24 protein-coding genes are annotated in these 24,978 nt (G+C 38.7%); 19 read left to right on the forward strand and 5 right to left on the reverse strand.

Annotation, left to right across the window (positions count from 1 at the left end; genetic code table 11):
- Nucleotides 1-13 precede the first annotated feature (13 nt).
- From yaaA to dnaA, 3 genes are all read right to left on the reverse strand, one after another.
- Complete coding sequence (yaaA, locus tag AA0X95_RS02360) at nt 14-229, reverse strand: S4 domain-containing protein YaaA (protein WP_309857189.1); 216 nt, start codon at nt 227-229, stop codon at nt 14-16.
- A gap of 152 nt (nt 230-381) precedes the next feature.
- The gene (dnaN, locus tag AA0X95_RS02365) at nt 382-1,518 is read right to left on the reverse strand and encodes a DNA polymerase III subunit beta (protein WP_413304906.1); all 1,137 of its coding nucleotides are present in this window, start codon (nt 1,516-1,518) and stop codon (nt 382-384) included.
- Between the two features lie 206 nt (nt 1,519-1,724).
- Complete coding sequence (gene dnaA / locus AA0X95_RS02370; protein ID WP_413304909.1) at nt 1,725-3,071, reverse strand: chromosomal replication initiator protein DnaA; 1,347 nt, start codon at nt 3,069-3,071, stop codon at nt 1,725-1,727.
- Between the two features lie 705 nt (nt 3,072-3,776).
- Between dnaA and rpmH the strand changes: the two genes are divergently transcribed.
- From rpmH to AA0X95_RS02425, 11 genes are all read left to right on the forward strand, one after another.
- Complete coding sequence (gene rpmH, locus AA0X95_RS02375; RefSeq protein WP_024031040.1) at nt 3,777-3,911, forward strand: 50S ribosomal protein L34; 135 nt, start codon at nt 3,777-3,779, stop codon at nt 3,909-3,911.
- Nucleotides 3,912-4,293: 382 nt separating this feature from the next.
- Nucleotides 4,294-4,635, forward strand: a complete 342-nt coding sequence (gene rnpA, locus AA0X95_RS02380) for a ribonuclease P protein component (RefSeq protein WP_413304914.1) — start codon at nt 4,294-4,296, stop codon at nt 4,633-4,635.
- Between the two features lie 59 nt (nt 4,636-4,694).
- Complete coding sequence (gene spoIIIJ / locus AA0X95_RS02385; RefSeq protein ID WP_413304917.1) at nt 4,695-5,468, forward strand: YidC family membrane integrase SpoIIIJ; 774 nt, start codon at nt 4,695-4,697, stop codon at nt 5,466-5,468.
- Nucleotides 5,465-6,088 (forward strand): RNA-binding cell elongation regulator Jag/EloR, encoded by a 624-nt coding sequence (gene jag / locus AA0X95_RS02390; protein WP_413304920.1) that lies wholly within the window; start codon nt 5,465-5,467, stop codon nt 6,086-6,088. The genes spoIIIJ and jag overlap by 4 nt, the downstream gene beginning before the upstream one ends.
- 373 nt (nt 6,089-6,461) lie before the next feature.
- On the forward strand, nt 6,462-7,847 hold the full coding sequence (gene mnmE / locus AA0X95_RS02395; RefSeq protein ID WP_413304923.1) for a tRNA uridine-5-carboxymethylaminomethyl(34) synthesis GTPase MnmE: 1,386 nt from the start codon (nt 6,462-6,464) through the stop codon (nt 7,845-7,847).
- A gap of 69 nt (nt 7,848-7,916) precedes the next feature.
- Nucleotides 7,917-9,803 carry a tRNA uridine-5-carboxymethylaminomethyl(34) synthesis enzyme MnmG gene (gene mnmG, locus AA0X95_RS02400; RefSeq protein WP_413304926.1) on the forward strand — a complete coding sequence of 629 codons (1,887 nt, stop codon included), beginning with the start codon at nt 7,917-7,919 and terminating at the stop codon, nt 9,801-9,803.
- A 59-nt stretch (nt 9,804-9,862) separates the two neighbouring features.
- On the forward strand, nt 9,863-10,579 hold the full coding sequence (rsmG, locus tag AA0X95_RS02405; RefSeq protein ID WP_413304929.1) for a 16S rRNA (guanine(527)-N(7))-methyltransferase RsmG: 717 nt from the start codon (nt 9,863-9,865) through the stop codon (nt 10,577-10,579).
- A 149-nt stretch (nt 10,580-10,728) separates the two neighbouring features.
- Entirely contained in the window at nt 10,729-11,598 is an 870-nt protein-coding gene (noc, locus tag AA0X95_RS02410) for a nucleoid occlusion protein (RefSeq protein ID WP_413304932.1), read from the forward strand.
- A gap of 261 nt (nt 11,599-11,859) precedes the next feature.
- Nucleotides 11,860-12,621 carry an AAA family ATPase gene (locus tag AA0X95_RS02415; RefSeq protein ID WP_308081673.1) on the forward strand — a complete coding sequence of 254 codons (762 nt, stop codon included), beginning with the start codon at nt 11,860-11,862 and terminating at the stop codon, nt 12,619-12,621.
- Nucleotides 12,614-13,468: a ParB/RepB/Spo0J family partition protein gene (locus AA0X95_RS02420; protein ID WP_413304935.1), complete on the forward strand. Its 855-nt coding sequence runs from the start codon at nt 12,614-12,616 to the stop codon at nt 13,466-13,468. The genes AA0X95_RS02415 and AA0X95_RS02420 overlap by 8 nt, the downstream gene beginning before the upstream one ends.
- Nucleotides 13,469-13,664: 196 nt before the next feature.
- Nucleotides 13,665-14,381, forward strand: coding sequence for a DUF554 domain-containing protein (locus tag AA0X95_RS02425; protein WP_413304937.1), 717 nt, complete (start codon nt 13,665-13,667; stop codon nt 14,379-14,381).
- A gap of 42 nt (nt 14,382-14,423) precedes the next feature.
- Here the strand turns inward: AA0X95_RS02425 and yyaC are convergent, their stop codons facing one another.
- A complete protein-coding gene (yyaC, locus tag AA0X95_RS02430; protein ID WP_413304940.1) occupies nt 14,424-15,038 on the reverse strand; it encodes a spore protease YyaC in 615 nt (204 codons plus the stop codon).
- A 157-nt stretch (nt 15,039-15,195) separates the two neighbouring features.
- On the opposite strand from yyaC, the gene AA0X95_RS02435 reads away from it, so the two are divergent.
- From AA0X95_RS02435 to AA0X95_RS02445, 3 genes are read left to right on the forward strand one after another with little or no spacing between them, the layout of a single operon-like run.
- Nucleotides 15,196-16,080: a mechanosensitive ion channel family protein gene (locus tag AA0X95_RS02435; RefSeq protein ID WP_413304943.1), complete on the forward strand. Its 885-nt coding sequence runs from the start codon at nt 15,196-15,198 to the stop codon at nt 16,078-16,080.
- A gap of 15 nt (nt 16,081-16,095) precedes the next feature.
- The gene (locus AA0X95_RS02440) at nt 16,096-16,293 is read left to right on the forward strand and encodes a DUF951 domain-containing protein (protein WP_309857234.1); all 198 of its coding nucleotides are present in this window, start codon (nt 16,096-16,098) and stop codon (nt 16,291-16,293) included.
- Nucleotides 16,294-16,343: 50 nt separating this feature from the next.
- A complete protein-coding gene (locus tag AA0X95_RS02445) occupies nt 16,344-18,338 on the forward strand; it encodes a molybdopterin-dependent oxidoreductase (protein WP_413304945.1) in 1,995 nt (664 codons plus the stop codon).
- A gap of 74 nt (nt 18,339-18,412) precedes the next feature.
- Here the strand turns inward: AA0X95_RS02445 and AA0X95_RS02450 are convergent, their stop codons facing one another.
- Nucleotides 18,413-20,836 carry an SH3 domain-containing protein gene (locus AA0X95_RS02450; protein WP_413304948.1) on the reverse strand — a complete coding sequence of 808 codons (2,424 nt, stop codon included), beginning with the start codon at nt 20,834-20,836 and terminating at the stop codon, nt 18,413-18,415.
- A gap of 295 nt (nt 20,837-21,131) precedes the next feature.
- On the opposite strand from AA0X95_RS02450, the gene ychF reads away from it, so the two are divergent.
- The 5 genes from ychF to AA0X95_RS02475 all read left to right on the forward strand — a co-directional run bounded on the left by ychF (nt 21,132) and on the right by AA0X95_RS02475 (nt 24,958).
- A complete protein-coding gene (ychF, locus tag AA0X95_RS02455) occupies nt 21,132-22,232 on the forward strand; it encodes a redox-regulated ATPase YchF (RefSeq protein ID WP_413304950.1) in 1,101 nt (366 codons plus the stop codon).
- Nucleotides 22,233-22,521: 289 nt separating this feature from the next.
- Nucleotides 22,522-22,809, forward strand: a complete 288-nt coding sequence (gene rpsF, locus AA0X95_RS02460; RefSeq protein ID WP_307283115.1) for a 30S ribosomal protein S6 — start codon at nt 22,522-22,524, stop codon at nt 22,807-22,809.
- Nucleotides 22,810-22,883: 74 nt separating this feature from the next.
- Nucleotides 22,884-23,417, forward strand: coding sequence for a single-stranded DNA-binding protein (ssb, locus tag AA0X95_RS02465; protein WP_413304954.1), 534 nt, complete (start codon nt 22,884-22,886; stop codon nt 23,415-23,417).
- A 49-nt stretch (nt 23,418-23,466) separates the two neighbouring features.
- Nucleotides 23,467-23,706, forward strand: a complete 240-nt coding sequence (gene rpsR, locus AA0X95_RS02470; protein WP_413304957.1) for a 30S ribosomal protein S18 — start codon at nt 23,467-23,469, stop codon at nt 23,704-23,706.
- A gap of 307 nt (nt 23,707-24,013) precedes the next feature.
- Nucleotides 24,014-24,958 carry a YybS family protein gene (locus AA0X95_RS02475; protein ID WP_413304959.1) on the forward strand — a complete coding sequence of 315 codons (945 nt, stop codon included), beginning with the start codon at nt 24,014-24,016 and terminating at the stop codon, nt 24,956-24,958.
- Nucleotides 24,959-24,978: the final 20 nt, after the last annotated feature.

Raw genomic sequence — 24,978 nt, forward strand, 5'->3', positions numbered from 1 at the left:
ACGCATCCTTTAGCTAGTCGGTAACCACAAACTCCCCAAAGCCAGCAATTTGGACTTTGTCACCTACTCGAAGCTTTCTACCTCTTCTTTGATCTTGTTCACCATTTATAATTACTTCATGTTCGCTCAAAAACCATTTTGCCATTCCACCCGTCTGAATTACATCAGCTAATTTCAAAAACTGGCCTAATGTAATAAATTCTGTGTCCAGCTTTACTTTTTCAGGCATGTTGTCACCCTCATTTCTAAAATGGTCTCAATACTTTATTTTACTAAAAAAATCATCAGGATACAAAGAAAACCAAAAAAAGAAATCATTTTACTTTCTGTAAGTAAAGAAAGCCGCCATTTAATTGGCGGCAATCTGTAGTTTTTTATTGGTTAGTAAGTTCTTACAGGTAAGATTAGCTGTAAGATGCTTTCGTCATGTAGTGGACGGATCAAGAAGGGCCGCATGGCTCCTGTGAAACTTACTTTGATATCAGTTCCCTCAAGTGCTTTTAATGCATCCATCATATATTTCGCGCTAAAGGAGATTTTTAAATCTTCACCCTCAATGGATGAGCTTTGAATTTCTTCTACAACTTTTCCAATTTCAGGTGTATTGGAGGAAACCTCAATGATTCCATCCTCAATGGTAGAGAACTTAACAACATTATTTCTTCCTTCACGTGCTAAAAGGGAAGCACGATCAATCGCTTGTAGGAATTCCTTTGTATTTACTGTTACGTCCGTTTTACTCTCATTTGGAATTAATCTAGACGTATCAGGATAGTTTCCTTCTAACAATCTAGAGAAGAATAATAGGTGCTTTGCTTTAAATAAAATTTGATTTTCTGTAATAACAATATCAATTAGTTCATTGGAGTCATCAATAATTTTACTTAATTCATTTAAGCTCTTACCTGGAATAACAACATTATAGCTTTCGTTATTCTCCGTTTCGATTTTTGCTTTTCTTAGTGCCAGACGATGGCTATCTGTTGCAATACAGATTAGTTCCTCATTTTCAATCTTCCAGTTTACACCTGTCAAGATGGGGCGTGTTTCTGAGGTGGACACTGCAAAATGCGTTTGTCTAATCATCGCTTTTAGAAGGTCTGTTGCAATATGAAACTTATTATTTTCTTCAATTTGTGGAAGATGAGGATATTCCTCTGCATCTAAACCGTTTAAGTTAAACTCTGATTTCCCAGATCGAATAACGGTTTGAAGTGAACCAAGTACTTCAATTTCAACTGAGTCTGTAGGCAGTTTTTTAACAATTTCGCTAAAAAACTTAGCTTGTAGAACAATTGATCCTGATTGTTTGATTTCAACAATCTCATCCCCGGCATCTTCTTTTGGAATAAACGATTCGATGGAGATATCAGAATCACTTCCTGTTAACGTTACTCCCTCTGCAGTCGCAGTAATCTTAATCCCAGTCAAAATTGGAATGGTTGTCCTTGAAGTGACAGCCTTCATAACATCTTGCACACTTTGAACAAGGCGGTCTCGTTGGATTATAAATTTCATATCAAAATCCTCCGTATAGGCATATTTTTATAGCTGTATCATATAATATTATTTTTTAAAAAAATAGTAGAAGTACTAGTAGGGCCTGTTAGTATGTGGATAACTGAAGTTTTTCAACGGAAACACAGCCTATCCACATGTGGACAGACTGTGTACAACAAGTAAGAAGTTATTCACACTGTTAGATAGAAAAATAAAAAAAATAATTACACTTTCAATAAATCATGTAATTCCTTCATTTGCTTTTGCATTTGAGCATCGGTCTGAAGAAGCTTTGAGATTTTTTCATGTGCATGAATAACAGTTGTGTGATCGCGTCCACCAAACTCTTCTCCTATTTTAGGCAAGGAGTAGTCTGTTAATTCACGGGATAGATACATGGCGATTTGCCTAGGAAATGCAACAGATTTGGTCCGTTTCTTCGCTTTAAAGTCCTCTAATTTAATACTAAAGTGTTCCCCAACAACCCGTTGAATTTCATGAATCGTTATCACTTTTGGTTTAGAACTTGGAATGATGTCTTTTAATGCCTCAGCAGCTAAATCTGCATTTATATCCTTGTTAATTAAGGATGAATAGGCAACTACTCGAATCAATGCTCCCTCTAATTCACGAATGTTTGAATCAATTTGGTTGGCAATATAGAGCATGACCTCGTTGGGAATATCCAATCCTTCTGCTTTTGCTTTCTTACGAAGAATCGCAATTCTTGTTTCTAAATCAGGCGGAGTAATATCTGTAATTAATCCCCATTCAAAACGGGAACGTAAACGATCCTCTAATGTCGGAATCTCTCTTGGCGGCCGGTCACTAGAGATAATAATTTGCTTACTTTCCTCATGCAAAGCATTAAATGTATGGAAAAATTCTTCTTGGGTTGATTCTTTTCCGGCTAAAAACTGAATATCATCTATAAGTAAAATATCTACATTTCGATATTTATTGCGAAAATTCTCTGCTTTATTGTCACGAATCGAGTTGATGAATTCATTTGTAAATTTTTCTGATGATAAATAAACGACCTTCGCTGAAGGGTTATGATCTAAAACATAATGACCAATGGCGTGCATTAAGTGAGTTTTCCCTAATCCTACGCCCCCATAAATAAATAGTGGATTATAGGCTTTTGCTGGTGCTTCAGCAACCGCAAGTGATGCTGCATGTGCAAAACGGTTACCAGAACCGATAACGAATGTATCAAATGTATATTTTTGATTTAGAATACCTTGAGGAAAGTCACCGTGATCATCCTCTTTTTTCACCTTTTTTGGCGGTAAATGCACATCGGTCTCTGCTTCATTCTGGTTTTGCGGAATTATAAACTTTACTGATAGCTCTTCTCCGGTAATTTCATAGAGAATACCAGAGATCAACTGAGAATAACGCTCTTCCAACCAATCACGCGCAAATTCATTGGGTGCTGTAATGATAAGCAAATTGCCTTGAAGGGAATGGGCCTTTGTAGACTTAAGCCAGGTATCAAAGCTAGGCTTGCTTATCTTTTTCTCAATATTGGCCAGGGCAGCATTCCAAAGATCCGCAATATTTTCCAACTAGTATCCCTCCTTATTCGTCTTTTTTTCTTTATTGTCCAGCTCCAGCGGCACATATTTCGCAAACGACCGCTTGTACTTTTGTATTCTACTTGACTAAAGTTCCGTTAAAAAACATAGGTTATACAAGTTGTACAACCTATTAATTTATAAATATACGAAACACTGGTTGTGGAAAACATATAATAAGGAATAAATGTGGAGTTTCGACAATATCCACCCCTTGTGGACAAGTTTTTACATAGTGCTTGGATAAACTATCCACATGTTATCCACAAATTGTGGATAATGTATTTTGGGGATAAAGTTATTCAGAGTGAAAACACAAATATAATATCAAATAATTGCTTATGGCGCAATGCCTTTTCGTAGTTTATCCACAACTGAAACAATGTGTGCATAAAAATTGTCCACAAGTAGATAATTTGTGCAAAACCTGTCAATATGTTGTGTGGATAATGAAAAAAATGTCGAAATAATATCCACAACTAAATTTGAGGTTAGAATTATTCACTTTGCTTTCTCTAGAGTTTATGTCACTTTTCTTACTTATAGTTTTCAGGAAAATCAAAAATTCATGTTCGAAAAAAATTGGAAATGGGAAACAATAATTGGAGAGTGGTTGACAATTTTGGGTAGACCTCTTTATAATAAGTTAGACTGTCGTTTAAAATTGTCAGCTATTCCTCAGGGAGGTGTCATATAATGAAAAGAACATATCAACCAAATAGTCGTAAACATAGTAAAGTTCACGGTTTCCGTAGTCGTATGAGCTCAGCTAATGGACGTAAGGTTCTAGCTCGTCGTCGTCAAAAAGGAAGAAAAGTATTATCAGCATAGACCACTGAAGAGTCAGTGGTCTTTTTTCTAATTAAAGGGGGAGAAGATCTTCCCTTTAATTTAGAAGGCTGTGTTAAAGAACATTGTTAATGTTATACCCTGTTGATTGGAGCGGAAGGCCCGAAGACTTCTGTGGGAGTACGGTTCAGGGGAGACCCCGCAGGCGCATTTCGCCGAGGAGGCTCGCCGAAACGCCCACGGAAAGCGAAGAGCCTGGAGCGGAAATCAACAGAAAAGTTTACAGAACCAATTAAAAAATTCGCCGATTTACAAAAAAGTCCTTTTCGGCTTAGAAAATAGAGCATATTTGAATACTACGAATGGTTATAGTAGAAATTGATATATCTTACCTGAGCCAATCAGAGACTGAAGGTGTTTATTGATGAAAAAAGAGTTTCGAGTGAAAAAAAATAAAGAATTCCAGGCTGCCTTTCAAAAAGGGCATTCATTTGCGAATAGGCAATTTGTTGTCTATTCCCTTCAAAAGGCTGATCAGGACCATTTCCGTATCGGTTTGTCTGTAAGCAAAAAGATCGGAAATGCTGTTACCAGGAACAGAATAAAACGGTATGTAAGACAAGCTATTTTTGAACTGAATGAGCAGCTAGCAATTGGAAATGATTATGTCATTATTGCGAGGAAGCCTACTGCTGATATGGATTTTTTTGAAGTGAAAAAAAGCTTAACCCATGTCCTTAAGGTAGGAAAAGTGCTAAAAAAATGATAAAATACCCATAAAATATACATAAAAAAATTTATATATTGGCAAGGAGGAAAATTTGGTTGAAAAAACGAATATTACTTTTGTTCGGTATGCTTTCTGTCTTTGTATTTTTAACCGGATGTAGTGAAATCAAAAAGCCGATTACTTCTGAAAGTACTGGTTTTTGGAATGAATATATTGTCTATCCACTATCCTGGTTAATTAAAGAAGGAGCCCATTTACTCGGAGGTAGCTATGGTCTTTCGCTAATCGTCGTAACTATTGTTATTCGACTAGCTATTCTGCCATTAATGATCAAGCAGACGAAAAGCTCTAAAGCGATGCAAGCTCTCCAGCCAGAAATGAAGGCCCTTCGTGAGAAATATAGTTCGAAAGATCAAAAAACACAGCAAAAATTGCAACAAGAAACAATGGCACTATTTTCAAAGCACGGTGTCAATCCAATGGCCGGTTGTTTTCCATTAATTGTTCAAATGCCAATTCTAATTGGTTTTTATCACGCTATTTCACGAACAAGAGAAATTGCTTCAGATAATTTCTTATGGTTTGACCTTGGAGAAAAGGATCCTTATTATATTTTGCCGATAGTTGCAGGTATTACCACTTTTATTCAGCAAAAATTGATGATGGCGGGCCAAGAACACAATCCACAAATGGCCATGATGCTTTGGATGATGCCGATCATGATTGTTTTCTTTGCATTTAGTTTCCCAGCAGCTCTTTCATTGTACTGGGTTGTCGGTAACATTTTTATGATTGTTCAAACCTATTTTATTAAAGGACCGGATTTAAGGGCAAACGCCACCGGTAATGTGGGAGGAGCAAAAAAGTGAAACAGGTAACTGCTACAGGACAAACTGTCGAAGAAGCAGTAGAATCAGCTTTAGCTCAATTAAATACCACCAAAGACCGCGCAGATGTTGACATTATTGACGAAGGTAAAAAAGGGATTTTCGGAATTTTTGGTTCACGTCCAGCCATAGTGAAAGTAACGGTAATTATTGATCCCATCGAAGAAGCAAAGAAATTTCTATCTCAAGTGAGTGAGCAAATGGGGGCGCCTGCTGAAATAGAAATCAAACGTGAGGGTAAGCAGGTTACTTTTGTGATGACTGGTGAAAAGATTGCGTTATTAATTGGAAAAAGAGGACAAACATTAAATTCATTGCAATATTTGACTCAGCTTGTGATTAATCGCTTTTCCAACCAGTATTTAAATGTAATCCTGGATGCTGAAGATTACCGAAATCGAAGAAGTGAAACTCTGATTCAATTATCCCATCGTCTAGCCCAAAAGGCAGTGAAAACAGGAAAAGAAGTTTCCTTAGAACCGATGCCTTCCTATGAGCGTAAAGTCATTCATACCGCTTTGTCGGAAAACAAACGTGTTAAAACCTCTTCTGATGGATCTGAGCCACATCGTTATGTGGTGATTACGCCGGTTAGAAGGTAATTGTCATTCATAAAAGACATCCTATTAGTAGGGTGTCTTTTTTTTGTGGGATTTTTTAATTGTCCAGCGCCTAGCCCCTCGGGTCAAATAACCTTCTGCAATAAAAGTCAAAGTGCGGACTTTTATTGCAGAAGAACATTTGCCTGTCGGGGCTGATCAAGGCGCTTGCGCTTTTCTTAGTGTTAATAACTAAGTTTGAGTTTTCGTTTTATTGTTATTCACATGTGGATAAGTTAAAATAATAAATAGACATTTTTCGGTTGTGGATAATTTGATTGCTTTGTTAACGGGGATTCATGTGGTATTCTAATAATTTGAGAAAAAATTTCCGAGTGATATATATAGATAAATTTTTTTATGTGAGGTGAAGATCATGGAGTTTGATACGATTGCGGCTATATCAACGCCAATGGGAGAGGGTGCCATTGCGATTGTCCGACTGAGCGGTGATGATGCTATTCAAATAGCAGATAAGCTTTTTAGAGGTATGGGCGGGAAAAGGCTTATAGAGGTGCCATCCCATACCATTCACTATGGACATCTGCTTGACCCTAAAGACGGCCAAGTGGTAGAAGAGGTAATGGTCTCAGTAATGAAGGGCCCGAAAACTTTTACGAAAGAGGATGTTGTTGAAATTAACTGTCATGGCGGAATTGTATCCGTCAATCGAGTACTGCAGCATGTATTGAATCATGGGGCTAGATTAGCCGAACCAGGTGAATTTACAAAACGAGCCTTTTTAAATGGACGGATTGATTTATCACAGGCTGAAGCAGTAATGGATTTAATAAGGGCGAAAACGGACAGGGCTATGAATGTAGCTCTTGGTCAAATGGAAGGTCGACTTTCAAACCTTATTCGGAGACTACGTCAGGAAATTTTAGAAATTCTTGCTCATGTTGAAGTGAATATTGATTATCCTGAATATGACGATGTAGAGGAAATGACCCATCATATGTTGTTAGAAAAAGCGGCATTTGTAAGGGAGGAAATTAAGAAGATTCTTCAAACATCGCAGCAAGGGAAAATTTTACGAGAAGGTTTATCTACCGTTATTGTCGGACGGCCTAACGTTGGGAAATCTTCCTTACTTAATAGCCTAGTACATGAAAATAAAGCCATTGTTACCGATATTCCCGGTACCACTCGTGATGTGATTGAGGAGTATGTGAATGTTCGTGGTGTACCGTTAAGGCTATTAGATACAGCAGGAATTAGAGAAACAGAGGACATCGTTGAACGAATTGGTGTGGAGCGCTCCCGTCAGGTTTTAAAAGAAGCTGATTTGATTTTGCTTGTCTTAAATTACTCTGACAAACTGAGCGTAGAGGATGAAAACCTTTTTGAGGTTGTTAAAGGAATGGATGTCATTGTCATTATTAATAAAACAGACCTTCCGCAACAAATCGATATGGAACGAGTAGCTCAGCTTTCAGAAGGTCATAAATTGGTGACGACTTCCTTACTTGAAGACCATGGTGTCGACGAATTGGAGGAAGCAATAGCTTCATTATTCTTTGCAGGTTCCATTGAAGCAGGTGACATGACGTATGTTTCAAACAGCCGTCACATCGCACTATTAAACCAAAGTATACATGCGATCGAAGAAGCAATTGAAGGAGTAGAAACAGGTACTCCGATTGATATCGTTCAAATAGATTTAACTAGGTCATGGGAATTACTTGGAGAAATTACTGGTGAAAGTGTCCATGAAAGTCTCATTGATCAATTGTTTTCACAGTTCTGCCTTGGAAAGTAAGATTGTCGAATGAAAGTAAGAATGTCGAATGAAAGCAAGTTTCCGTTTTGACGGAAAAGGAGGAACAACATGCAATACGAAGCAGGAAAGTATGACGTCATTGTCGTTGGAGCTGGACATGCCGGTTGTGAGGCTGGACTTGCCTCTGCAAGACTTGGCGCCAAAACATTAATGATTACAATTAATTTAGACATGGTTGCCTTTATGCCATGTAATCCTTCTGTTGGAGGGCCAGCAAAGGGGATTGTTGTGCGTGAAATTGACGCTCTGGGCGGAGAAATGGCCAAGAATATTGATAAAACCTACATCCAAATGCGGATGTTAAACACGGGAAAAGGGCCAGCCGTCCGTGCGCTAAGAGCACAAGCGGATAAATTTGATTACCAGCATGAAATGAAGAAAACACTCGAAGAAGAACCAAACTTAACGTTACTACAAGGTATGGTTGAAAAATTAATTGTGGAAGATGGAATGGTTAAAGGGGTCATCACAAAGACAGGTGCCACATATTCTGCAAAAACTGTTGTTATCACAACGGGAACCTATCTTCGTGGGGAAATTATCCTTGGTGAATTAAAGTATTCGAGCGGTCCGAATAATCAACAGCCATCCATCAAGCTATCAGAGCATTTAGAGGAGCTTGGTTTTGAGCTTGTCCGTTTTAAGACAGGTACACCACCTCGAGTAGATGGTAATACGATTGATTATAGCAAAACCGAAATACAGCCTGGCGATGAGGAGCCAAGAGCGTTTTCGTATGAGACGACAAAGTTTATTACCGATCAGTTGCCATGCTGGCTGACCTATACAAATGACAGAACGCATCAATTAATTGATGATAACCTACACCGTTCCCCTATGTTTTCTGGAATGATTAAGGGTACTGGTCCAAGATATTGTCCTTCCATTGAGGACAAGGTGGTTCGTTTCAACGATAAGCCACGTCATCAAATTTTCCTTGAGCCAGAAGGAAGGAATACAAAGGAAGTGTATGTTCAAGGTTTATCTACTTCTCTGCCGGAAGATGTACAGCATCGAATCCTTAAAACGATTCCAGGGCTAGAGGAGTCTCAAATGATGAGAGCTGGATATGCCATTGAGTATGATGCCATTGTTCCTACACAACTATGGCCGACATTAGAAACAAAGGTTGTTAAAAATTTATATACGGCAGGACAAATTAATGGAACATCAGGTTATGAGGAAGCGGCTGGCCAGGGGTTAATGGCTGGTATTAATGCGGGTCTTAAAGCATTAGAGAGAGAAGAATTAGTCTTGAGCCGATCAGATGCGTATATTGGTGTGTTAATTGATGATTTGATTACAAAGGGGACCAACGAGCCCTATCGTTTGTTAACATCTAGAGCAGAATATCGCTTATTATTACGTCATGATAATGCGGATCTAAGATTGACTGAAATCGGTCATAAAATAGGTCTCATTCGTGATGAGCGCTATAATGCATTTTTAGCTAAAAAATCAGCAATCGAAGCGGAAAAGGAACGATTGCAGTCGATTATTCTTAAACCATCTGCAGAAGTCCAGGCAGTCATTCGAAGCGTGGGTGGCAGTGAACTTAAAGACGGGATTCATGCTTCCGATCTGCTAAAAAGACCAGAAATGACGTATGAGTTAGTCGAACAGCTGACGAAGAGTGAGATTGAATTAGACAATGAAATTAAAGAACAAGTAGAGATTCAAATAAAATATGAAGGTTATATTGAAAAATCTTTACAGCAGGTAGAACGCTTAAAGAAAATGGAAAACAAGAAAATCCCTGAAAATATTGATTATGATGCGATTAACAGTTTAGCGACAGAAGCCAAGCAAAAGCTTAAGCAAATAAAACCGCTATCGATTGCACAGGCATCCCGTATTTCCGGCGTTAATCCGGCGGATATTTCAATCCTCCTTGTTTATTTGGAGCAAGGCCGGATTGCGAAAGTTCATGAATAATTTAGAAAAGCTCCCAGCATCTGATGTTGGGGCTGAACAGTTAGTGAGGAAGATGGTCTATGGATATCGAACAATTTAGGGCAAGCCTGGAGGAAAAGGGAATTAGCCTTACAGATAAGCAACTTGACCAGTTTCAGACTTATTTTGAAACACTTGTCGAGTGGAATGAAAAAATGAATTTAACGGCAATTACTGAAAAGCATGAAGTGTATCTAAAACACTTTTATGATTCCATTGCTGCATCCTTTTATTTTGATTTTACCAAACCCTTTCATCTATGTGATGTGGGAGCAGGTGCAGGATTTCCAAGTATTCCGTTAAAGATTGTGTATCCTCATATTGAGGTGACCATCGTTGATTCCTTGAATAAACGGATATCTTTTTTAAATCATCTTGCTACCGTTCTAAAATTAGATAACGTTCACTTTGTTCATGATCGTGCGGAAACCTTCGGGGTAAATCCAAGTTATCGGGAAGCCTTTGATGTGGTTACAGCTAGAGCGGTTGCTAGAATGTCTGTTTTAAGTGAACTTTGCCTACCGCTGGTAAAAGTCGGAGGAACCTTTATAGCTATGAAGGCAGCCCATGCTCAGGATGAATTAGGAACTGGTCAAAAGGCCATCACCACTCTTGGTGGAAAAGTGGAAAAGGTGTTTACCTTTACGCTTCCAGTCGAAGAGAGTGAACGAAATATTTTAATCATAAAAAAGGAAAAACAAACGCCAAAGAAATATCCTCGGAAGCCGGGAACACCAGGAAAATCGCCAATAGAATAGGTTGGTTAGATGTTGATTGGAGCGGAAGGTGCGGGGTAAATTTATTTTGTTAAACTAACAATTTTTCTATAAAAATGGTATCCTAGGCAGGAAGAAATTATTTGGATAGAGAATAAGTAATAGGGAGTTTCGTAAAGGTGGTGTTGGGGATGAAGCATTCGTTTACACGCTTTTTTGGCCTCGGCGATAAGGGAGAACAAGAGGTTGAGGTTGAGCTTGAGCAGGAAATAGATATCGAACGAAACGAGGAAATAAGGAAAATACCGATTGATCATATTGTAGCAAATCGGTTCCAGCCTCGAACGGTATTTGATGAAGACAAAATTGAAGAGCTATCAAGAACCATTCATATACATGGTATTATTCAACCTATTGTCGTCAGGGAGTTTGATATCGATAGATTCGAAATTATAGCCGGGGAGCGCCGTTGGCGTGCGATGAAAAAGCTTGGCTGGGCTGAGGCCCCTGCAATTGTAAAGAATTTATCAGATACTGAAACAGCTTCTGTTGCACTGATAGAAAATTTACAACGTGAAGAATTATCGCCTATTGAAGAAGCCATTGCATATGGAAAGCTGCTTGAGCTCCATAATTTGACACAAGAGGCATTAGCACAGCGACTGGGTAAAGGACAATCAACAGTTGCTAATAAGCTGCGTCTTCTTAAATTACCACAGCCTGTTCAAGAGGCTTTATTAAATAAAGTGATTACTGAACGCCATGCTCGTGCACTGATTCCATTAAAAGATCCAGAAAAACAAGTTATGTTATTGGCTGAAGTAATTGAAAAGAACTTTAATGTGAAGCAAACAGAAGAACGCGTTGTCAGGATGCTGGAACAAAAGAATGAAAAGCCAAAACCGAAGCGCAAGGCTTTTAGTAAAGATATGAGAATAGCGGTCAATACAATTCGCCAATCGTTAACAATGGTAACAGATAGTGGAATCAACTTGAATGCAGAAGAAGAAGAATTCGACGAATTCTACCAATTCACCATCCGCATTCCAAAGAAAAAATAATAGAACAAATGCTAAAAACCAGACTGAAAAGTTTGGTTCTTTTTTATGTGTAGATATCCTCACATAGTTAGTTATTGGTAAATATATCCATATTATACATTGGAATATTTTTAGAAAATAAATAACAACGAAATCATTTCATGTTAAAATAAAGGAATGGAATTTTACATTCCTCAATATATGGTGGATAATTAATAATAATGACTTTTAATAGAATCTAAGATTAAAATATTTGTAGAATTGAGTAAGGTAGGTGACAACGTGGGCAAAATCCTTGCAATTGCGAATCAAAAAGGCGGAGTCGGAAAAACGACAACAAGCGTCAACCTAGGAGCCTGCTTAGCATACATAGGGAAACGTGTCTTATTAGTAGACATAGACCCGCAAGGCAATGCAACAAGTGGGGTTGGAATTGAAAAAGCTGAAGTAGAACAGTGTATTTATGATGTGTTAGTAGATGATGTAGAAGCAAAGGATGTTATCAAACCAACATCCGTTGATAATTTATATGCGATACCAGCAACAATTCAATTGGCAGGGGCTGAAATTGAATTAGTTCCTACGATTTCAAGGGAAGTGCGCTTAAAACGTGCTCTTGGAGAAGTAAAGGATCAGTTCGATTATATTATTATTGATTGTCCTCCATCCTTAGGATTATTAACTCTTAATGCATTAACAGCATCTGATGCGGTAATCATCCCTGTTCAATGTGAGTATTATGCGTTAGAAGGACTGAGTCAATTATTAAATACTGTTAGACTGGTGCAAAAGCATTTAAATCAGGATTTAAAAATTGAAGGTGTCTTACTAACGATGCTTGATGCGAGAACGAATCTCGGAATTCAAGTTATTGAAGAAGTCAAAAAATACTTTCAAGATAAAGTTTATAAAACCATCATTCCGAGAAATGTGCGTCTAAGTGAAGCTCCAAGTCACGGGGAACCAATCATAACTTATGATTCAAAATCCCGTGGAGCGGAAGTGTATTTAGATTTAGCAAAGGAAGTGGTATCGAATGGCTAAAGGTTTAGGAAAAGGCCTGAATGCGTTTTTTGCGAATGTTGAACCTGGTAAGGAAGAGGCAGTCCAAGAAATTAAGCTGAAAGAACTGCGTCCCAATCCTTACCAGCCCCGAAAAACCTTCCACCAAGAAGCCATCGATGAATTAAGAGATTCGATCATCGAGCATGGAATCTTACAGCCTCTAGTCGTTAGAAAGAGTATTAGAGGCTATGAAATTGTTGTAGGGGAACGACGTTTTCGTGCGGCAAAGGAAGCGAAGCTGGAAACTGTTCCAGCCGTTGTTCGTGAATTATCTGAGCAACAAATGATGGAATTAGCGGTATTGGAGAATTTACAGAGGGAAGATTTAAACCCAATTGAAGAAGGACAAGCTTACCAAACGTTAATGGAGAAGTTAAAGCTGACGCAGGAAGAAGTAGCCAAGCGTTTAGGAAAGAGCCGTCCACATATCGCGAACCATATCCGCCTCCTTTCTCTTCCACAAAAGATTCAGGAATTAATTTCAGCTGAGAAAATAACGATGGGACATGGACGTGCCTTGTTAGGGCTTAGACAAAAGGCAAAGTTACCGGCTGTCGTTGAAAAGGTCATTCAGGAAGGATTAAATGTCCGTCAGTTAGAAAAATTAATTCAACAACTAAATGAAAATGTTTCACGTGAAACAAAGAAGCCAGAAAAGAAAAAAGATGTCTTTTTACAGGAACGCGAGCATGTTCTTCGTGAGCGCTTTGGAACCACAGTAAACATTAAACAAAACAAGAATAAAGGGAAAATTGAAATTGAATTTTTCTCACAAGAGGACCTCGAGAGAATCCTAGAAATGCTAGATCGCGAAGAAACCTTGTAAACCATCTCCAGGATGGTTTATTTTTTTATAAGCTAGGTTAAACCTTTACACGATTTGACACACCTGTTGATTGGAGCGGAAATCAACAGGCAGGTTTAACAGAGCTTTTTTAAAAGAAAATTCTTTTCAATCTAGCAGAAAAGTGATAGTTTAATACTTATATTATTTCGAGTGGCGAAAAAAAGGGGAACCAATCATGTTTTTATTAGGCACATTAGTAAATGGACTGTTGATTATTATCGGTACACTAATTGGAAAAGCATTAAACCGAATCCCTGAAGGAATGAAAGTAACCGTCATGTATGCAATCGGGATGTCCGTGATGGTGCTTGGCCTTCAGATGGGCTTAAAGAGTGAAAACTTCTTGATCGTTATCATCAGCTTAGTCGTTGGAGCTGTAACCGGAGAACTTTTAAAATTAGAAGATAAATTAAATGATCTGGGACAGTGGCTTGAATCAAAGGTTGGCTCAAACGGAAAAGGCAGCATTTCTGAAGGATTTGTTACTGCTACTCTGATTTTTGTCATTGGGGCCATGGCGATCCTAGGCGCACTTGATAGTGGAATTCGGGGTGATCATGATGTATTGTATATGAAATCATTGATTGACGGATTTACTGCGCTAATCCTAACGACTACTCTAGGAATTGGCGTGATCTTCTCTGCTGTTCCAGTCATGCTGTATGAAGGCTTAATTGCTTTATTTGCTACCCAAATTGACCGGTTCGTTCCACAGGCACTAATGGATCAATTTATTGTTGAAATGACGGCTACAGGCGGAATCATGATCTTTGCCATCGGCTTAAATCTAACAGGTATGACAAAGATTAAAGTGGCTAACCTGTTGCCAGGGATTGTCATGGTTGGAATCATCGTGACAGTTATGTATAATTTCCATCTTTATTTCCAATAAATAGGATATTAAAAGAGCAACCGGTACGTGCCGGCTGCTCTTTTAATTTGTTTTCTCCTCTTCAACCCAACTTAATTCCGTCCAGTTTTGCTTTGGGTAGAGAAGGCTTGCTTGGTAAATGCCATCTGCAATTGTTTTAGCCATTTTCATGACTAAATTTAATCGTGTATTCTGCAGTACAAAAAACTCCATAAATCCGCTGACATTCACAATGCCCGTGATATGTATATCCCCCACAGCAGGAAGGTCCTTATTCACACCTGCACCGGGCTTGACGGGTCCTGTACCAACTTGGATCACGCCGACATTCTTAATTCGACCTAAACATGCATCTATACCAATAATATAAGGATCAACATATTTTGCTTGAATCTCTTTCAACTTTTCAGCTAAATTTACCGCATGAATCGGCTCATCTAATGTGCCATACACATGAAAAGCTTTGAGATTCTTATCTTCCAGTAGTGTTCCGACAAGTGGTCCTAATGAATCGCCTGTAGAGCGGTCTGTTCCAATACAAATAAAAACAATTGGGCGTTTGGTTACACTAGGAATATGATCAATTAACTCTTCCGCTAAATGTTCTGCAGCGTGAAGGTCATCGTGACTAATGCGTGCTTTGGCCCTCCTGTCAAAAAGGTTTGTTTTCAGATTCACTCGGCCCACTCCCTAAATTTTGAATAGTTTTACTATTATACGGAAAATTCAGGGATTCTATACATAACAAGGCAGAAAAAGAAAAATCACAATGCTATTATCTAACTAGAAATATTGTTAAAATAGATGAAGTATCAAAGGTTAAGGATGGTGTTAAATGAGTATCACTGAAAAAGGAATTCAAAAAATAGTTGATAAATTTCAAAATGAAGACACATGGCTTTCCATGGGTGAAGGTCTTTTAAAAATTGTTGCCATCATCGTTATTTCTAACATCTTAATTCGGATTGGAAAAGTAGCCATTCATAATATTTTTAAAATCAGAAATCTCTCACCCCTTACCACTTCCGTAAGACGGGAAGAGACGCTTTCCAAACTTCTCGATAATATCCTGTCCTATGTCATTTATTTTATTGCTATGATGATGATTCTTTCTGTACTTGGAATTGATGTGAAAGCATTAATTGCTGGGGCTGGGGTAGTGGGCTTAGCAGTGGGTTTCGGTGCTCAGAACTTGGTGAAAGATGTGATTTCTGGCTTCTTCATTATTTTTGAAGATCAGTTTTCAGTTGGTGACCATGTCCGTATTGGACAGTTCGAAGGTAACGTCCAAACAATTGGATTACGAACAACTAAATTAAAAAGCTGGACAGGTGAGGTCCATATTTTGCCTAATGGTAGTATAATGGAGGTAACAAATTTTTCCCTTAATAACAGCCTTGCCATTATAGATGTAGGAATTGCTTATGAAGAGGATATAGATAAAGCCGAGAAGGTTATTAGAGAATTACTTGAAACAATGCCAGAAAAATATGAGGAGTTAGTGAAAACACCAGATTATTTAGGGATTCAAAACTTTGGACCTTCAGAGGTAATCGTCAGGATTGTGGCTGAAACCTTGCCGATGCAGCATACAGCAGTTTCAAGGAAAATTCGTAAAGATATTAAACTACACCTAGATGAGCACGGAATTGAAATACCGTATCCGCGTATGGTCATGTACTCAAAGGATTCTGGAGTGACGAAAGAACCTGGGGTGTAAAGGAGGGGAAGTTCGATGGAAGAAAAAGAATTTGCCTTAAATGATGTCGTTGAAATGAAAAAGCAACATCCTTGTGGAACCAACCGCTGGAAGATTATCCGCCTTGGAATGGACATTAGGATTAAATGTGAAGGTTGCGGACATAGCGTATTAATCCCAAGAAAAGAGTTTGGAAGGAAAATGAAAAAGATTTTAGTGAAGCATGAGGGTTAAGCCCGTGCTTCTTTTTTTAGATATAGAAGTGAAGGTTGGGGGTGGAGAGGTTGAAGGAGATTCGAAAGGCAGCGTGTCCTTTAAATTGTTGGGATAGCTGCGGTTTTAATGTAACAGTAGAAAACGACAAGGTAGTAAAAGTGGAAGGTGACCCCTCCCATCCAATTACGAAGGGGAAAATTTGTGGACGAGGCAGAATGCTCGAAACAAGAACCAACTCAAGCCAAAGGCTATTGCACCCCTTAAAGAAGATTAATGGACAATTTGAGCAAATCACCTGGGAGCACGCACTTGACGAAATTGCTGCAAAATTAAAGGAAATTAAAGAGCACTACGGCTCAACAGCTGTTTTGCATAGTCACGATTACGCGAATAATGGCATCTTAAAAAACCTGGATCAGCGCTTTTTTAATTGCTATGGCGGGGTAACTGAACTATATGGCTCTCTTTGCTGGGGGTCAGGTATTGAAGCGCAAAAGTGGGATTTTGGAAAGGCGCATAGCCATGGACCTGAGGACATTACTAACAGCAAACATATCATTATTTGGGGAAGAAATGTCGCTAGAACAAACATGCACTTTTATGAAAAGCTCTTAGAAGTGAAGAAAAAAGGGGCTAAAATTTATGTTATTGATCCCATCTATAATGCTACGGCTAAAATAGCCAATCAGTATATTTCAGTAAAACCAGGAATGGACGGTTTATTAGCAGCTGCAATTATTAAAGAAATGCTTCGTCTAGGATTGGAAGACCGGCAGTTTATCGAACAATATACACATGGGTTCCCAGACTTAGCTGCACTATTAGAGGAAATCTCAGCGGAACAATTGAGTGAAATGACGGAAGTACCTCATGAGATCATCACGCAACTAGCTCAAGTTTACGCAGATAAGCCAACCGCGACTTATATGGGTTTAGGCCTGCAGAGATATACAAATGGCGGAAATACCATTCGTTTTATCGATGCTCTTGTGGCAATAAGTGGGAATATAGGAGTTGCTGGCGGCGGTGCAAATTATGCGAATCTGCAGGTAGGTCAAAGTTTTGTGTTCGATGAGTTAACCCTTCCTAGTCGCAAACAAAATCATCGGCAATTTTCAATTATGAAGCAAGCGGAAGAGGTACTTGCGGCAGTTGACCCGGAAATTAAGATGATCATCGTAACCTGCGGGAACCCTGTTACTCAGGTTCCAGATACGAGTGTAGTAGAGAAGGCATTTTCCTCAGTGGATACTCTTGTGGTGGTTGAACAATATTTGACAGATACTGCAAGACTAGCTGATTATATTTTACCAACTTCCACTGCTTTTGAGGAAGAGGATATTTATTATTCTTCTATGTATCATCATTATGTGAATTATGGTCCTAAGCTGGTCTCCTCTCCTGGTGAGGCAAAGCCTGACTTATGGATCTGGACAGAATTAGCAAGACGCTTAGGATTCGGAGAAGACTTTGAATTTTCGAGAGAAGAATGGCATAAGATGACCTTCCAATCCTTAGAGAAAAAAGGTGTTACGCTTGAGCAATTAAAGGAACAGCAAACAGTAGAATTACCTGTTGATACAATTCCGTGGCAGGACTATCGGTTTCAAACGCCAACAGGAAAGTTTGAATTTACTTCGTTGTTAGGTGGGCCTTTAAAGTTAGCTGTACCAGAGGAATCGAAATGGAAAAATCCAATGCTTGCCGAAAACTATCCATATAGTTTGTTAACGATTCATCCTTTACGTTCGAATCATTCACAAAACTACCATCTCTTCCCTTCTGAGCCGAAGGTGAAAGTAGAGATTGCCTCCAATATTGCTGAAGAAAGATCCTTACAGAATGGCGATTTTGTCAGGGTTTGGAATGAGCGCGGAGAAGTAAAAGGCTATATTTCCGTATTAGTAACCGCTCATCCCAACACAGTAAACATTGACGAAGGAATTTGGAAAAAATTTGGCGGTTCAGTTAATCAGCTAACATCCAGCAGGGAATCAGATAATGGACTGGGAAGCACATTATATGATTGTCTGGTAAACCTTGAAAAAATAAGTTTAAAGTAATGAAAATAGGAAAAGGACTGCGGTTAACCGCAGTCCTTTTGGAAATATTGGAGGTTTATTATGTGACATTTTCATTATTTATACTGAGGAATTTCAAGGACAAGTTTATAGAAATCTAGTAAGTTATAAAGATTATATATTTGATCTACTTGTTTGAACGCCCAGCCAATATCTGTGGCATATTGGTGAGAGGCATACCCGTTTGCTGATGCAGAATATGGGTTCCATCGCATTTTATATAGAGTATCTTGCCCTGAATTAATATAGCCATTTGCTATAAACTTTGCCCCTCCAATAATAGCTGCTTCAGGAGTAAACCAACCCTCATTATATGCAAATTGTGCCCCGCTGGTAACTGCAGTTGAATCATAGGCACCTATACCGAACATGTTGTAAACCGTTTTTCCGTTTATTAGGACACCATTAGCAAGCTCGGATTTCCCATTATTTGTCTCTAATAATGCGTGTGATATTAAATAAACTTCATTAACACCATATGTATTTCCTGCATTAATAAATGTGGAAGCTAACCCCTGTAAGATCCCTTTTCCCGCAAGAATTCGCTCATTAACTTCTGTTGCATTTAAATTGGCTGTAACCGATAATTTTAGAAATTGCATGGAGTCTACTGTTCTATTTGAAAGATTATTAGGATTAACATAAAAGCTCACATCATCGGGACTTGCGTTCACCCATGTTTTATTATAGTTTATCTGATACCAATCAAATCCATCCGTCCCCTTTACTTTAGATAGAATTTGAAGTTTATCTTGATTATTCACTTGCCCAATTACCCAGTATTTTGAACCAGCACCTCCTCTTACATTCCACCCTGTTCCTGTTACTATTCCAGTTGCCGTATCTATTAGAGTCAATGCATCTTCTCTAATAAAGGTAGAATATTTTTTATCGGTTTGTGGACTACTTGCCATTTGCATTTTGACCATATCAGTCAAGCTTATATTGTAACTTTGATATATTTTCTCGATGGTGCCACCGGTGGTATTAGGATTAAATGGTTCCGTGGTTGATAAATATTGTGAACTGACATAACCTGTTTGTCCGTTTGCTGTTACATTTGCCCAACCATTTACTTCGGAATAAACAGTTACAATCGTCCCTCTTGCCAACTTAGAGATAATAGGTGCAGATGAAGATGCATCTGCTCGTAAGTTTAAGCTGGAACCATAAATTATGTTTACATACTTTTCAACCGTACTAGAAGGATTTTCTGAGTTATTCGATCCATTATCAGGTTTAGTAGGAGAAAGATTTTCAGTGTAAACATAGCCAATTTGTCCATATGCTTCAATTTTTGTCCATCCATTCGATTTAGAAAAAACAGCTACTTCTAAGCCCCGAACTAATTTTACGAGGATAGAGGAATTGGTTGAGGGACTATTAAACATATCTAAGCTACTACCGAGACTAACATTAACATATTCAGTTGTCGTTAATTCTTCGCCGCTTTGCAAGGGGTCTGACGTTTGTTTACTTAAGGAAAGATAATCAGAACACACATATCCTTCTTTTCCATTCACTTGTATTTTAGTCCAACCACTTGACTCAGAAATAACCTTTACTTCCGCTCCATTTGTTAGTTTGTCTAAAATGGTTGAATTGGTCGAACCACTACTTCGAAGATTTAAACTCGAACCGGGTTGAATGCTAACAAATTTAATAATTTGCTGCTGAACTTTGGGAGTATCTGTTGTATTTTGCTTTGTAGCAGATAAATATTGTGAACTGACATAACCTGTCTGTCCATATACTTCTATTTTTGCCCATCCGCCAGATTCTGAAGAGACCTTTACCACCGTACCTTTGGCAATTTTTAAAATAATTGACGAATTAGTTGAGGCACTTGTTCTTAGATTGAGCAACCCGCTGTCGACATTAACATACTTTGTTACCGGCGTGACTGCAGGATTAGAATTCGAGCCGGAAGTTGAGTTTGGATTTACGTTCGATAAAAAAGTAGAACTGACATATCCTTCTACTCCGTTAGCTAGCACTCTTGCCCAGCCGTTTGCATCCGAATAGACAGTAACTGCTTTCCCTTTTGAGAGGGTAGTGATTATAGTAGCAGTAGAGGAAGCGTTTTTCCTTAAATTTAAAGACCCGCTGTCGACAGTAACATACTTGGTTACCGGAGTGGCTGAAGGATTAGAATTCGAGCCGGAAGTTGAGTTTGGTTTTACGTTCGATAAAAAAGCAGAACTGACATATCCTTCTACTCCGTTAGCTAGCACTCTTGCCCAGCCGTTTGCATCTGAATAGACGGTAACCGCTGTCCCTTTTGAGAGGGTAGTGATTATAGTAGCAGTAGAGGAAGCACTTTTCCTTAAATTTAAAGAACCACTGCTCACATTTACATATTTAATAATAGACGGTGCCGTAATTTGATTATTTGTCTGTGTACTGGCGTATATTTTATTTTCCAATGCAATTGTGGACAGTACAGCGAAACAAATACTAGGTAATATGGTCTTTTTCATTTTCCTCCCCCTTACTTTTTTCTTGTATTTATGAATAATTACTTGTAAAAAATAGAAAACTATGTATCTATTATAAATTTTACCATATATACCTAAAAAAATTGTAAGAAATTAAAGAAAATTGGAGAAAATAGAAGGGATAAAAAATTTACTAGGGTGTAATAAGAATGACAAATTTCAATCTATTCTTGTCTTTTTTTTTGCAAAAACCTATAATTGTGAAAGGCTTGACTATAGATTTGATGGACTCAATTTTATTTAAATAGATTTATTTTTGATATGAGGAGTGAAGGAAATGGCTTTAACAGCTGGTATCGTAGGTTTACCGAACGTTGGTAAGTCTACTTTATTTAATGCAATCACACAGGCTGGAGCGGAATCAGCGAACTATCCTTTCTGTACGATTGATCCAAACGTAGGAATTGTAGAAGTACCTGACCATCGTTTACAAAAATTAACGGAGCTTGTTCAACCTAAGAAAACTGTTCCAACAGCATTTGAATTTACCGATATTGCTGGGATTGTTAAAGGAGCAAGTAAAGGTGAAGGGCTAGGAAACAAGTTCCTTTCTCATATTCGCCAAGTAGATGCGATTTGCCAAGTAGTTCGCTGCTTTGCTGATGAGAATATCACACACGTTTCTGGAAAAGTGGACCCAATTGATGATATCGAAGTCATTAATCTTGAGTTAATTCTTGCAGACATGGAATCCGTGGAAAAGCGTATTAGTCGTGTTGAAAAATTGGCTAAGCAAAAAGATAAGGATGCAGCAGCAGAATTCGAAGTTCTAGCGATGCTTCGTGATGCGTTTGAAGCAGAGAAACCAGCTCGTACGGTTGACTTCACAGAGGAACAAATGAAGTTAGTTAAAGGTCTACATCTATTAACGATTAAACCTGTTCTATATGTAGCTAATGTGAGTGAAGATGATATTGCAGATCCTTCTGAAAATGAATATGTACAAAAAGTTCGTGAGTATGCTGCAGCTGATAATGCTGAAGTAATCGTGGTTTGTGCGAAAATTGAAGAAGAAATTGCAGAGCTTGAAGGTGAAGAAAAGGCTATGTTCCTTTCTGAACTTGGTATCGAAGAATCCGGTCTAGATCAGTTAATCCGTGCAGCATATAGCTTACTTGGCTTAGCAACCTATTTCACAGCTGGAGTGCAGGAAGTTCGTGCATGGACATTCAGAAAAGGAATGAAGGCTCCTCAGTGTGCGGGTGTCATTCACTCTGATTTTGAACGCGGATTTATTCGTGCGGAAACAGTATCCTACGATGATCTTCTAGCAGCAGGAAGCCACAACGCTGCCAAAGAAGCTGGAAAAGTCCGTCTCGAAGGAAAAGAATACGAAGTAAAAGACGGCGACGTCATCCACTTCCGTTTCAATGTTTAGATACTAGCATATGTTGATTGGAGCGGAAGGCACGAAGACTCCTGTGGGAGTACGGTTCAGGGGAGACCCCGCTGGCGTAAAAGCTCCGAGGAGGCTCGCCGAAACACCCACGAACCGCTTGTGCCTGGAGCGGAAATCTACATGTTTAAATCAATGTAAATAGGTAAAAATGGGAACAGGGAAAGAACATTGCTTTTCCTGTTTTTCTATGCTATAATCTTAACTTGTGAGTAATGAATAATTGCTCCTTGCCCATTCGGGCCGTTTAGACCAAAAGGAGGTGACTGTGATGAATAAGTACGAAATCATGTACATCATCCGCCCAAACATTGAAGAGGAAGCGAAAAAAGCTCTAGTTGAGCGTTTTAACACAATTCTTCTTGACAATGGTGCGGAAACTGCTGAAACAAAAGATTGGGGTAAGCGCCGTCTTGCATACGAAATCAACGATTTCCGTGACGGATACTACCAAATCGCTAAAACTACATCTTCAGCTGATGCAGTACAAGAATTTTCTCGTCTTGCAAAAATCAGCGAAGATATCATTCGCCATATCGTAATTAAAGAAGAAGCTTAATATTAATATAAAATTTTTTCAGGTACAGAATGTTTCATGTGAAACATTACCTGGAAGAAAAGGAGTTGATTCTGATGATGAATCGTGTCGTGCTTGTTGGCCGTTTAACAAAAGATCCTGATTTGCGCTATACGCCAAATGGGGTTCCTGTTGCTACCTTTACTCTAGCAGTTAATCGACCATTTTCTAGTCAAGCGGGTGAGCGTGAAGCAGACTTTATTAACTGTGTTGTTTGGCGTAAACCGGCTGAAAATGTAGCGAACTTCTTGAAAAAAGGCAGTCTTGCAGGTGTTGATGGTCGTATTCAAACCCGCAACTATGAAGGACAAGATGGTAAACGTGTTTACGTTACAGAGGTTCAAGCAGAGAGCGTTCAGTTCTTAGAACCTAAAAGCTCTTCTGGTGGCGGCGGTGGAAGAGGCGACAATGATTATTTCGGTGCACCACTACGGGAACCGCAAGGAAACCAATATGGAGGCGGCAATCAGAATCAACGCCAGTACCAAAATCAAAATCAAAACCCAAATAAAGGTTTTACTCGTGTGGATGAAGATCCATTTGCAGGAAATGGACAAATTGACATTTCTGATGATGATCTTCCATTCTAAACAACCTTTATTGAGCGTGAATAAAAAAATTATAAAGGAGGGAATTTTCATGGCAGGAGGACGTAAAGGCGGTCGCGCAAAGCGTCGTAAGGTTTGCTATTTCACATCAAATGGCATCTCTCGCATCGATTACAAAGATGTAGATTTACTTAAAAAATTCATCTCTGAGCGTGGAAAGATTTTACCACGTCGTGTAACTGGTACTAGCGCTAAATACCAACGTAAACTAACAGTTGCAATCAAACGTGCACGTCAAATGGCATTATTACCATTCGTGGCTGGAGAATAATAAGTTTTTTAAGGCAGTAAGGGTCGCCCTTACTGCCTTTTTCCTTTTTATAAGGCTGTGTTAAAGAACATTTTTGATTTTTATTCCCTGTTGATTGGAGTGGAAGGCGCGAAGACTCCTGTGGGAGTACGGTTCAGGGGAGACCCCGCAGGCGTGAGCGCCGAGGAGGCTCGCCGAAACGCCCACGAACCGCTCGTGCATGGAGCGGAAATCAACAGACAATTTAACAAAGCCTTTTATAAAGTTGAATCATAACTCTTATGTAGTCTAAAATAAGAGGATAGCTTTCATAATTAGAGGTGAAGAAGTGAAAAATGTACATAAACTAACAGAGGGTGCCATTCTTTTAGCAACCATGGCAGCCCTTATCTTAATAAGTATCTATGTTCCACTCGTTGGAGGAATTATAACGATTGCTATTCCGCTGCCATTTATTTTGTTTTCGGCAAAAAATAATGTGAAAATGATTACGGCATTTGTTGTGGCTGCGATATTTATCTCCTTTTTAACAGGCTCCTTAAGAGGACTGGCATTAATGTTGATTCATGGTTCTGCTGGAGTAGTCATTGGTTACCTCCTGCAAAAAAACAAGAGCAGAAATGTTATTTTAATGGCAAGTACACTTACTTTAGCCATTGGTATGGTTATTTTTTATAGTGTTTCTGCTGCATTCTTTCAACTGGATATTCTTCATGAGTTAAAGACAGCCATAACCGAATCGGTGAAACAGTCTGAAGTGATATTAAAAGCACAGGGGCAAGAAGATCAAATTGAGAAATTACAAGAGCAAGGTACCCTTATGGTAAAACAAATTACGACAATTGCTCCGACTGCGCTTATTTTTGCTGCGGTAGCTGCTTCTTTTGTCATTCAGTGGATTAGCTTTCCAGTCGTAAAAAGGTTTGGAATAAAGGTGCAGCCATGGGGAAGTTTTCGCAATCTTTCCCTGCCAAAAAGCCTTTTATGGTATTATTTAATTGCCTTAGGGGCGATGCTAGTGTTTCATCCGCATGAGGGTACATACGTTTATTCAGTATTAATCAATGCCAGAGCTGTTTTAGAAACCTTAATTATTGTACAGGGTCTAGCTTTTTTATTCTATATTTTCCATCAAAGGTCCGTTGCGAAAGGACTTGGGGTGCTTGTTGTAATTCTTACTTTCATGATTCCAATAGTCCGTTATATAATAATGATATTGGGCATTACTGATTTAGGCTTTGATTTTCGAAAGAAGTTTGAAAAGAAAGAGTAAGATTCACGACTAGGAGCTGA

It is taken from the genome of Neobacillus phoenicis, assembly GCF_047302305.1.
In the GTDB taxonomy this organism is placed as follows: Bacteria; Bacillota; Bacilli; order Bacillales; family Cytobacillaceae; genus Neobacillus.

Bases quoted from the DNA above. Each gene is read 5' to 3' on its own strand.
- yaaA (WP_309857189.1), bottom strand. From the start codon at position 229: ATGCCTGAAAAAGTAAAGCTGGACACAGAATTTATTACATTAGGCCAG.
- dnaN (WP_413304906.1), bottom strand. From the start codon at position 1,518: ATGAAATTTATAATCCAACGAGACCGCCTTGTTCAAAGTGTGCAAGAT.
- rpmH (WP_024031040.1), top strand. From the start codon at position 3,777: ATGAAAAGAACATATCAACCAAATAGTCGTAAACATAGTAAAGTTCAC.
- rnpA (WP_413304914.1), top strand. From the start codon at position 4,294: ATGAAAAAAGAGTTTCGAGTGAAAAAAAATAAAGAATTCCAGGCTGCC.
- mnmE (WP_413304923.1), top strand. From the start codon at position 6,462: ATGGAGTTTGATACGATTGCGGCTATATCAACGCCAATGGGAGAGGGT.
- mnmG (WP_413304926.1), top strand. From the start codon at position 7,917: ATGCAATACGAAGCAGGAAAGTATGACGTCATTGTCGTTGGAGCTGGA.
- rsmG (WP_413304929.1), top strand. From the start codon at position 9,863: ATGGATATCGAACAATTTAGGGCAAGCCTGGAGGAAAAGGGAATTAGC.
- noc (WP_413304932.1), top strand. From the start codon at position 10,729: ATGAAGCATTCGTTTACACGCTTTTTTGGCCTCGGCGATAAGGGAGAA.
- AA0X95_RS02420 (WP_413304935.1), top strand. From the start codon at position 12,614: ATGGCTAAAGGTTTAGGAAAAGGCCTGAATGCGTTTTTTGCGAATGTT.
- AA0X95_RS02425 (WP_413304937.1), top strand. From the start codon at position 13,665: ATGTTTTTATTAGGCACATTAGTAAATGGACTGTTGATTATTATCGGT.
- AA0X95_RS02435 (WP_413304943.1), top strand. From the start codon at position 15,196: ATGAGTATCACTGAAAAAGGAATTCAAAAAATAGTTGATAAATTTCAA.
- AA0X95_RS02440 (WP_309857234.1), top strand. From the start codon at position 16,096: ATGGAAGAAAAAGAATTTGCCTTAAATGATGTCGTTGAAATGAAAAAG.
- AA0X95_RS02450 (WP_413304948.1), bottom strand. From the start codon at position 20,836: ATGAAAAAGACCATATTACCTAGTATTTGTTTCGCTGTACTGTCCACA.
- ychF (WP_413304950.1), top strand. From the start codon at position 21,132: ATGGCTTTAACAGCTGGTATCGTAGGTTTACCGAACGTTGGTAAGTCT.
- rpsF (WP_307283115.1), top strand. From the start codon at position 22,522: ATGAATAAGTACGAAATCATGTACATCATCCGCCCAAACATTGAAGAG.
- ssb (WP_413304954.1), top strand. From the start codon at position 22,884: ATGATGAATCGTGTCGTGCTTGTTGGCCGTTTAACAAAAGATCCTGAT.
- rpsR (WP_413304957.1), top strand. From the start codon at position 23,467: ATGGCAGGAGGACGTAAAGGCGGTCGCGCAAAGCGTCGTAAGGTTTGC.